General features: G+C 61.1%; 8 protein-coding genes. All 8 read left to right on the top strand.

From position 1 onward, the window contains the following. Window positions 1–903 (top strand): DUF3418 domain-containing protein (locus tag BLX41_RS35870; RefSeq protein WP_259745050.1); only part of this gene is annotated, 903 nt, incomplete at its 5' end. A gap of 295 nt (window positions 904–1198) precedes the next feature. Beyond that, on the top strand, window positions 1199–2320 hold the full coding sequence (locus tag BLX41_RS20920; RefSeq protein ID WP_123726425.1) for a beta-ketoacyl-ACP synthase III: 1122 nt from the start codon (window positions 1199–1201) through the stop codon (window positions 2318–2320). Window positions 2321–2401: 81 nt separating this feature from the next. Continuing rightward, window positions 2402–3016 (top strand): RNA polymerase sigma factor, encoded by a 615-nt coding sequence (locus tag BLX41_RS20915; RefSeq protein WP_123726424.1) that lies wholly within the window; start codon window positions 2402–2404, stop codon window positions 3014–3016. Then, window positions 3010–3243: an anti-sigma factor family protein gene (locus tag BLX41_RS20910; RefSeq protein WP_123726423.1), complete on the top strand. Its 234-nt coding sequence runs from the start codon at window positions 3010–3012 to the stop codon at window positions 3241–3243. Before BLX41_RS20915 ends, BLX41_RS20910 begins: the two co-directional genes overlap by 7 nt. 296 nt (window positions 3244–3539) lie before the next feature. Next, window positions 3540–4874, top strand: a complete 1335-nt coding sequence (locus BLX41_RS20905; protein WP_123726422.1) for an OprO/OprP family phosphate-selective porin — start codon at window positions 3540–3542, stop codon at window positions 4872–4874. A gap of 662 nt (window positions 4875–5536) precedes the next feature. Then, window positions 5537–6538, top strand: coding sequence for a 4-hydroxy-2-oxovalerate aldolase (dmpG, locus tag BLX41_RS20900; RefSeq protein WP_123726421.1), 1002 nt, complete (start codon window positions 5537–5539; stop codon window positions 6536–6538). A gap of 36 nt (window positions 6539–6574) precedes the next feature. Further along, window positions 6575–7432 (top strand): acetaldehyde dehydrogenase (acetylating), encoded by an 858-nt coding sequence (locus tag BLX41_RS20895; RefSeq protein WP_123726420.1) that lies wholly within the window; start codon window positions 6575–6577, stop codon window positions 7430–7432. A 41-nt stretch (window positions 7433–7473) separates the two neighbouring features. Next, a partial coding sequence (locus BLX41_RS20890) for a carbamoyltransferase C-terminal domain-containing protein (RefSeq protein WP_123726419.1) occupies window positions 7474–9336 on the top strand: 1863 nt, incomplete at its 3' end.

The following is a 9336-nucleotide window of genomic DNA, read 5'->3' as shown; positions in this document are numbered from 1 at the left end:
CAGGCTGCCCTGGCGGTGCCGCAGACCGCCAAGGGCCAGCAGCCGGTGGAAGCCAAGGTGTTCGCCGCGGTCGCAGAAAAGACCCAGCAGAAGATCGCCGGGTTGTCGATGACGGTGTATCCGGCGCTGGTCGAGGAGGCCGGGACCGTCAAGGAAGGGCGCTTCTCCACCGCCGCCGAGGCTGAGTTCCAGCACCGCCGGGCCTTGCAGCGCCTGCTCCTGCAACAACTGGCGGAGCCGGCCAAGTTCCTGCGCGGCAAGCTGCCGGGGCTCACCGAACTGGGCCTGCTGTACCGCGAGCTGGGCCGGGTCGATGCCCTGGTGGAAGACATCCTCCTGGCCAGCCTCGACAGCTGCATCCTCGACGGCGAAGCCACGCTGCCTCGGGATGGCGCGGGCCTGGCGTCCCTGGCCGAGCGCAAGCGCGGTGCCTGGACCGAGCATGCCGAGCGCCTGGCGCGCCTGACCCTGGAGATTCTCAAGCTCTGGCATGGCCTGCAAAAACGCTTCAAGGGCAAGATCGACCTGGCCCAGGCCGTGGCCCTCAACGACATCAAGTCTCAGCTGGCGCATCTGGTGTACCCGGGCTTCGTCCGAGAAACCCCGGCCTTGTGGCTCAAGGAAGTGCCACGCTACCTCAAGGCGGTGGAACTGCGCTTCGAGAAGCTCGGCAGCCAGGTGCAGAAGGACCGGGTCTGGAGCAGTGAACTCACGGGCCTGTGGAACCAGTACCAGACCCGGGCGCAGAAGCATGCCCAGGAAGGCAAGCGCGACCCGCAACTGGAGCTGTATCGCTGGTGGCTGGAGGAATACCGGGTGTCCTTGTTTGCCCAGCAATTGGGGACCAAGGTGCCGATTTCCGACAAGCGCCTGAGCAAGCAATGGAGCCAGGTCGAAGCCTGAGCCCCCCCGTAGGAGCTGGCTTGCCAGCGAAGGCGCCATCCAGAGCGATGCAAGGCTCAAGGCCCGATTCGCCGGCAAGCCGGCGCCTACCGGGCATGCTGCAATTGCGGCGAAATGCCGGTGGTTATGGCAAACTCCGCCGTCATAAATACCGGCCCTGTTGTTCTGTACCCCAGACAAGCGGGCGGATCGGAATTAAGCGATGCCAGGAAGGCTCCCACCAGCGGGGCAGTCCCTTTATGGTTTGGCACGGCGGTGCCAAGACCTTCTGCCTCATCACACTAGAGGAACGACCGTGCATAACGTCGTCATCAGCGGCACCGGCCTGTTTACCCCGGCCAACAGCATTTCCAACGAAGAGCTGGTGGAGTCTTTCAATACCTATGTCCACCAGTTCAATAGCGACAACGCTGCCGCCATCGAGCGCGGTGAAGTGCAGGCCCTGACGGAATCCAACGCGGCTTTCATCGAAAAAGCCTCGGGGATCAAGAGCCGCTTCGTCATGGACAAGGACGGCATTCTCGACCCGCAACGCATGGCCCCGCGCCTGCCGGAACGCTCCAACGACGAGTGGTCGGTGCTCTGCCAGATGGCGGTCGCCGCCGCCGAACAGGCCCTGCAACGGGCCGGCAAGACCGCCGCCGACATCGACGGGGTGATCGTCGCCTGTTCCAACCTGCAGCGTGCCTATCCGGCCATCGCCATCGAAGTCCAGGCCGCCCTGGGCATCCAGGGCTTCGGTTTTGATATGAACGTGGCCTGTTCTTCGGCGACCTTCGGCATCCAGGCGGCCTGCAACAGCGTGCAACTGGGCCAGGCCCGGGCGATCCTGATGGTCAACCCGGAAGTCTGCACCGGGCACCTGAACTTCCGTGACCGCGACAGCCACTTCATCTTCGGCGACGCCGCCACCGCGGTGATCGTCGAGCGGGCCGACCTGGCTACCTCCGAGCACCAGTTCGAGATCGTCAGCACCAAGCTGCTGACCCAGTTCTCCAACAACATCCGCAACAACTTCGGCTTCCTCAACCGCGCGGCGGAAGAGGGCATAGGCACCCGGGACAAGCTGTTCGTCCAGGAAGGCCGCAAGGTGTTCCGTGACGTATGCCCGATGGTGGCCGAACTGATCGCGGCCCACCTGGAAGAAAACCAGCTCAATGTCGGCGACGTGAAGCGCTTCTGGCTGCACCAGGCCAACCTCAGCATGAACCACCTGATCGTCAAGAAACTCCTGGGCCGCGAAGCCACGGTGGAAGAGGCGCCGGTGATTCTCGACACTTACGCCAATACCAGTTCGGCGGGCTCGGTGATTGCTTTCCACAAGTACCAGGACGATCTGGCCAGCGGCGCCCTGGCGGTGCTCAGTTCCTTCGGTGCGGGTTATTCCATCGGTAGCGTACTGCTGCGCAAGCGTTGATCTAGGCTGAGTCGAGGTGTGGCGCGAGGCCTGGTTGGCGCGTCACACCCCATTCAAACCCGCATGATGAACGAGGCATGAATGGCCGCTGCTGATGACACGCAACTGCTAGAACGCCTTTTGGCGGGCGAACAAAGGGCTTACAAGGAACTGGTGAGCACTTACCAGAGCGCCATGCGCGCCGTGGCGTACGCCATTGTCGGCAACCGCCACGCCGATGAAGTGGTGCAGGACGCCTGGCTGTCGGTGGTGCGCAATCTGTCAGGGTTCCAGGGGCGTTCCAGCCTCAAGACCTGGCTGCTGACCATCACCGCCAACGCCGCCAAGGGCCGCTACAAACAGAATCGTCGGGAAGTGCTGATGGATGATTTGCCAGCCCCCCACGGCACCGTGGGCGACGAGCGCTTCTCCTCTTCCGACGGCCACTGGCTGGTGGCGCCCTTTGCCTGGCACGAAGACACTCCCGAAGCCCTGTTGACCGAATCCGAGCTGCGCGAGTGCCTGGAGCACACGCTGCTCAGCCTGTCGGAACTGCAAAGCAGTGTCCTGCAGCTGCGCGAGCGCCAGGGCCTGGAGCTGGAAGAGATCTGTAATCTTCTCGGGCTTACGCTCTCCAATGTCCGGGTGCTGTTGCACCGGGCGCGCTTGAAAGTCTTCGCCACCGTGGAGCATTTTGAGGAAACCGGCCAATGCTGACCTGTAAGGAACAAGTGGCACGTTCCAGCGACTACCTGGATGGCCAGCTGAGTTTTCGCGAACGCCTGATGGTTCGCCATCATCTGCTGTTCTGCCCCAATTGCCGGCGTTTCATTCGTCAGATGCGCCTGCTCCAGGCCACGTTGCGGGTGCTCCCCGAGCCGCCTCTGGAAGGCCTGGACGAACTGGCCGAACGCCTGGCTGCCGAGAACAAGCGCGACCTCTGACCGTCCCCCTCCATGCGGATGCCGCCGTGCATCCGCAGCTGCTATCAATCTGTCATCCGATCGAAGGTGACAGTGCCGCAATGTCCCCCCATTCCCCTGCAAACCCTGGCGAAAACGCTCTAGCACGGGATTTTTTCCTTATTTCATTTCGAAGTAAAAAAGTTCCCCTGTAATCAAATCTTTATCTGGCAGCAACCCGGCTGAAATAACCCATCGCCAAGATTCCCACCCAACACCAGCGGGCCAACCCCGCGTGTTTTCCAACGCTACAGACCACCAATTAGGGGAACTCTTCGATGATCCGTAAGCACTTCGCCGGTTTTGCCGCCAGCGCCCTGGCCCTGGCAGTGACCGCCCAGGCTTTCGCTGGCACCGTCACCACCGACGGCGCCGATATCGTAGTCAAAACCAAGGGCGGCCTTGAGGTTGCTACCACCGACTCCGCATTCAGCTTCAAGCTGGGCGGTCGTCTGCAAGCCGACTATGGCCGTTTCGACGGGTTCTACACCAAGAATGGTGACACCGGCGACGGCGCCTACTTCCGCCGCGCCTATCTGGAATTGGGCGGCACCGCCTACAAGGATTGGAAATACCAGATCAGCTACGACTTCTCCCACAACTCGGGGACCGCCGATGACGGTTACTTCGACGAGGCGTCCATCTCTTATGTGGGCTTCAAGCCGGTGACCATTCGCGCCGGTCGTTTCGACGCCGACTTCGGTCTGGAGAAGGCCACCAGCTCCAAGTGGGTCACCTCCATGGAGCGTAACGCCGCCTACGAGCTGGCCGACTGGATCAACTCCCACGAGAACGGCATGGGGCTGCAGGTCAGCTCGGTGGTGGCCGACATGGCTTACCTGTCCGGCAGCGTCTCGGCCAAGGACATCAACGACAGCGATGGCGACAGCGTCAAGCAGTTCAACGCCCGTGCCGTGTTTGCACCGCTGCATGAAACCGGCAACGTCCTGCACTTCGGCCTGGACTTCGCCAGCCGCGATCTGGGCGACACCGCCTTCGACTCGCGGATTCGTCCTCGCCTGGGCGTGCGTGGCATTGCCACCAACGGCGGCAACGATGCCGGTACCAACGGCAACCGTGCCACCTTTGGCGGCGGCGCCGGCCTGAATGCCTCGAACCTGACGGCAGCAGGCGCTTATGACAATGACCGAGTGTTCGGCGGTGAGTTCGCCTTCGCCAGCGGCCCGTTCTCGGCCCAGGCGGAATACCTGACTCGCAAGCTCAAAGCCGACAGCAACGCCTACAAGGACGTCAAGGCCAGCGGTTTCTACGGCCAACTGGCCTACACCCTGACCGGCGAATCCCGGGTCTACAAACTCGATGGCGCCAAGTTCGACACCATCAAGCCCGAGAACAAGCAGTACGGTGCCTGGGAAGTGTTCTACCGCTACGACAACATCAAGGTCGATGACAAGAACATCGTCGCCGCCACCGCTACCCGTGAAGTCGGCGATGCCAAGGCCAACATGAACACCATAGGGGTCAACTGGTACGCCAACGAGGCGATCAAGATTTCCGCCAACTACATCAAGGTCAGCACCGACAAGATCACCAACAACGTTGGCGATGACAGCGGTGATGCCCTGGTGGCTCGAGTGCAGTACGTGTTCTAAGGCTGTTGCAACATCCAGGTAGAGCTCTTTCTCATCCGTTATAGCTCCTCTCGTTTTGACCCCGCTACGGCGGGGTTTTTTTATGCCTGAGCACGGCAATACGCTGTTTTTGGAGTGAAGGTGACAGCGACCGAAGGACGCTAGTTACCCCCTTGGCAGGCGTCAAATTTAAAAAACAAATAATGTCTGGATAGTTCCCGTCGAGATTTTTTTCGCTGTTGAAATTCGCCGTAAATTGCCCTCGCCGCAGCTGTTGGCAAAGGTGCTCATGGGCCAGTCGATGCGGGGGAATGGTGGATAAAGCGAGGGCGTCGAGATGGTTTTTTTTCTTGAGTGATTTTCTTTCTTAAAAAATATTACGGTTTCTTAGAGCGAAACTAGTGCGGTTGACAGCCTCTGAAAGGCTATGGAAGTATCGATAAGGATCGCAGATCAATCGTTGAAAAAGTTGCCGGACAGATATCGTTCTACACGGAATTTTGTAGAACTGGTCAGGCTGCCTGTTACCAGGGAAGTTAGAGTTTTAACCAGATTGTTAATGCACTGGAGGCCGGGGCTGGATTGTTTGTTCATGCCCGGGCTCGATAAACCCTTCAAGGAAGTGAAGGGTAGGGCAGAGTAATTAAGTACCCCTGTTTCGGGGGTCGCAAGGGATTGCTGACATGACGAAAGTTGAACTTTACGACCCGACACTGCGGGACGGTAATCATGCGCTCGGGCACCGCCTTGGCCTGGAGGACATCAGTGCCTATTGCCGCGCGGTGGATGCCTGCGGGCTCTATTGCGTGGAGGTCGGCCATGGCAACGGTCTGGGGGCCTCATCCCTGCAGTTGGGGCTGGCTCCCCACAGTGATGAAGCGATGTTGAGCACCGCCCGTGAAGCCTTGCACCAGACCCGCCTGGGGATTCACGCGATTCCCGGGTTTGCCAAGATCGATCATCTGCACATGGCCATCGAGCAGGGCGTGGATGTGTTGCGCATCGCCTGCCATTGCACCGAGGCCGATACCACCGCGCGCTACATCGAATTCGTCAAGTCACGGGGCGCCGAGGCCCAGGGCGTGCTGATGATGACCCACATGGCCAGTGCCCGAACCCTGCTGGAACAGGCCCGACTGCAGGTCGGTTACGGTGCCGACGCCATTGTGCTGATGGATTCCGCCGGGGCCTACATGGAACAGGACGCCTTTGAAAAAGTCTCGCTGCTGGCCCAGGAGTTGCCGGTGCCCATAGGTTTTCACGGGCACAACAACCTGGGGCTGGCGGTGGCCAACAGCCTGAGCGCTGCCAGGGCCGGTGCGCGGTTGCTCGATGGCACCATCAATGGCCTCGGCGCCGGTGCCGGCAATACCCCCCTGGAAGTATTGGGCGCGGCGCTGATGAAGCTCGGTCTGGTGGACGAGGCCCGGGCCTTTGCCATGATCGCCGCCTCGGAGCAGACCACCGACCGGATCAAGAGCGCTCAGCCCCATATCAGTGCCATGAACATCGTCAGCGGCTTGTACGGGGTGTTCTCGGGTTTTGAAAAACCAGTGTTGAAGGCGGCACAGCAACATGGTGTCGAAGCGGTGGATATATATCGCGTGCTGGGGAAAAGAAGAGTAGTGGCAGGTCAGGAAGACCTGATTATTGAAGTTGCGATGAATCTGGCCAAGGCGCTGTGAATTCAACGGACTTCCCATAAGCAAGGAGAGCGCTTTATGGTACTTAGAGTCGCGATATTAGGCAGCGGAAATATTGGCTGTGATCTTCTGTTGAAGGTCATGCGCAGCACTTATTTGCAATGTGATTATTTTATTGGGCGCAATGAACACTCGGCGGGGCTGGAATATGCGGCGAAACTGGGAGTGTGTTGCGATCATCGCGGTATTGATAAGTTAGTTGAACATCTGGATGAAGTTGATGTGGTGTTCGATGCCAGCAGTGCCCAGGCCCATCTGCAACATGCCCAAGTGTTGGAGGGACGAGGCAAGTTGCTGATCAACCTGACCCCGGCGGATACCGGCGTCTGGTGTGTGCCCACGATCAATTCGAGCACGTTGCGGGATGTGGAGAACCTCAACATGGTGACCTGCGGTGGCCAGGCCTCTCTGCCGATCGTGCACGCGCTGCGGCGCACCGGGCAGCACCTGAACTACGTGGAGGCGGTGTCGTCGATTTCCGCCCGCAGTGCCGGTGCCGCAACCCGGCTGAATGTGAACGAGTACCTGTGCACCACGGAGAAGGCCCTCAAGCATTTCTCCGGCGCCCCGAGCGTCAAGTCGATCCTCAACATCAATCCGGCCGATCCGCCGGTGGACATGCAGACCACGATCTTCGCCCTGATAGACAAGCCGGACATGGCTGAGCTGCGGCACAGTGTCCGCGTGATGCTCGATCAGGTGCGCCAGTACATGCCCGGCTACTCGCTGATCATGGAGCCCAGCCTGATCGACGGCAAAGTGGTGACCATGGTCCGGGCCAGGGGGGCAGGGGATTACTTGCCGGCCTATGCGGGCAATCTGGACATCATCACCAGTGCGGCAGTCCGGGCCGCCGAAGATCGCTACCGGAACTGAACCCAGGATGGGTTCGAGGTTTATCTCAGGAGAGTGTCGACATGACCACGGTATATGGAACCTACGGGCCGAAGCTCAAGCGCCTGCCCGAGTGGGTCAAGCGCGTGACCGACTTTGTCTACGAGAAGTTGGGTCGACGTCAGCATTTCTACAGCGGTGAAAGCGCCTTCGCCCAGGAGCGCGGAGCGGAGTTCGCCCGGCGTCTGGCCCAGGGCGAGAGCCTGTACCTGCTGGGGGTCGGCCCCTTCGGGCACAACACCGGCGTGGCCCTGATCAAGGTCAGTGCCAAGGATGGCATCCACATCATCGCCAACAACGAGGAGGAGCGCTTCAGCGCGGAAAAGCACTCCAACAAGTTTCCCGAACACAGCCTGGCGGAGATCCGCCTGATCATGGCCAGCCGCAAGATCAGTGCGCAGGACATCTTCTGCATTCTGGGCAGCTGGGACTACATCCGCGCCCTGGGCTTCGACCTGAAAATCATCTTCGAGCATGCCCCCAGCAGCCTGACCCTGCTCAACCCGCGGCACGACCCGAACTTCAACCTCAGCCACCTGGTCAAGGGCCTGGGGGCGCCCAAGCGGATCTCCCAGAGCCTGGGCCTGGAAACCACCCAGCCGCTGATCGGCATGCATCACCACAACAACCACGCCTACCTGGCCTACGCCTTGTCGCCGTTCGCCCGGGAGCCTGAGCCGGTGATACTCACGGTGCTCGACGGCACCGGCGACAACGGCGCCATTTCGCTGTACGAAGTCCGCGACGGCCAGGTCATCTGTCACCGGCAGAACCAGAGCACCATCGACTCCCTGGGCTACCTGTACGGCTATATCAGCTCGACCCAGGGCGGCTGGAGTTTCCTCAGCTCCGAAGGGCGCTACATGGGGGCCGCCGCCTGGGGCAATGCCAGCCGCCTGACCAATCCCTATTACAAGCGCCTGCGGCAGATCCTGTATTTCGCCGAGGAAGGCAACATCCACGTCAACCGGACCATGGTCAACTGGCACATCAAGAGCCACACCGAACCCTATGGCCAGCCGTTGATCGACATCCTCGGCGCGCCCATCGCTCCGGGGGACATGTGGAACCCGGACAGCGTGCTCAGCGTCGATGACATCGAGCATTCGGACATCACCCAGGATCGGGTCGACAAGGCCCAGGCCCTGCAACTGGTGTTCGAGGACGCGCTGTTCCATATCGTCGACCACCTGATTCGCAAGACCGGCGCCCACAAGCTGGTGCTCACCGGCGGCACGGCGCTCAATTGCATTGCCAACATGCACCTGGTCCAGCACTTCGATCGGGACTACTTCAAGCGCTACCTGGGCCAGGACCAGTGCCTGAAGATCTGGGTGCCACCGATCCCCAGCGACTGCGGTGTGGCCCTGGGCGCGGCGCTACAGTTCGCCATGCGCAATGGCGCCGCGGCGCGCAACGATTTCGCCAGCCCGTACCTGTGTGGCCTGGCCCCGACCACCGCGCAGATCCAGCGTGCGGTGGTCGAGGAACAGGGGGTCGAGGCCCGCAAGATCGGCTCCCTGAACCAGGCGGACTCCCTGGCCGAGGTGGCGCGCTTCATGGCCAGCCTGGTGTGCAACAACGCGGTGATCGGGGTGTTCCAGGGGCCGGCGGAAACCGGTCCGCGGGCCTTGGGCAATCGCAGCATCCTGGCCAACCCGTGCAATCCCAACACCCTGGAATTGCTCAACTCGAAAGTGAAGTTCCGGGAGAAGATCCGGCCGCTGGCGCCCATGGTCACCCTGGAAGAAGCCCACCGCCTGTTTGAGCTCGATGAAGGGGCCAAGACCGACGACTACTCGGCCTACAACTACATGGTGCTCACCGCCCGGGCGCGCCCCGAGGCCCGCAGCCGGGTTCCGGCGGTGGTCCATGTGGACGGCACC

It is taken from the genome of Pseudomonas protegens (genome assembly GCF_003732485.1).
Taxonomy (GTDB): Bacteria; Pseudomonadota; Gammaproteobacteria; order Pseudomonadales; family Pseudomonadaceae; genus Aquipseudomonas; species Aquipseudomonas protegens_B.
Note: the sequence above shows the minus strand (reverse complement) of the source record. Positions and strands in the feature narration are given on the sequence as shown.

Coding starts and splice junctions, on each gene's coding strand:
- BLX41_RS20915 (WP_123726424.1), top strand. CDS start 2,402: ATGGCCGCTGCTGATGACACGCAACTGCTAGAACGCCTTTTGGCGGGC.
- BLX41_RS20910 (WP_123726423.1), top strand. CDS start 3,010: ATGCTGACCTGTAAGGAACAAGTGGCACGTTCCAGCGACTACCTGGAT.
- BLX41_RS20905 (WP_123726422.1), top strand. CDS start 3,540: ATGATCCGTAAGCACTTCGCCGGTTTTGCCGCCAGCGCCCTGGCCCTG.
- dmpG (WP_123726421.1), top strand. CDS start 5,537: ATGACGAAAGTTGAACTTTACGACCCGACACTGCGGGACGGTAATCAT.
- BLX41_RS20895 (WP_123726420.1), top strand. CDS start 6,575: ATGGTACTTAGAGTCGCGATATTAGGCAGCGGAAATATTGGCTGTGAT.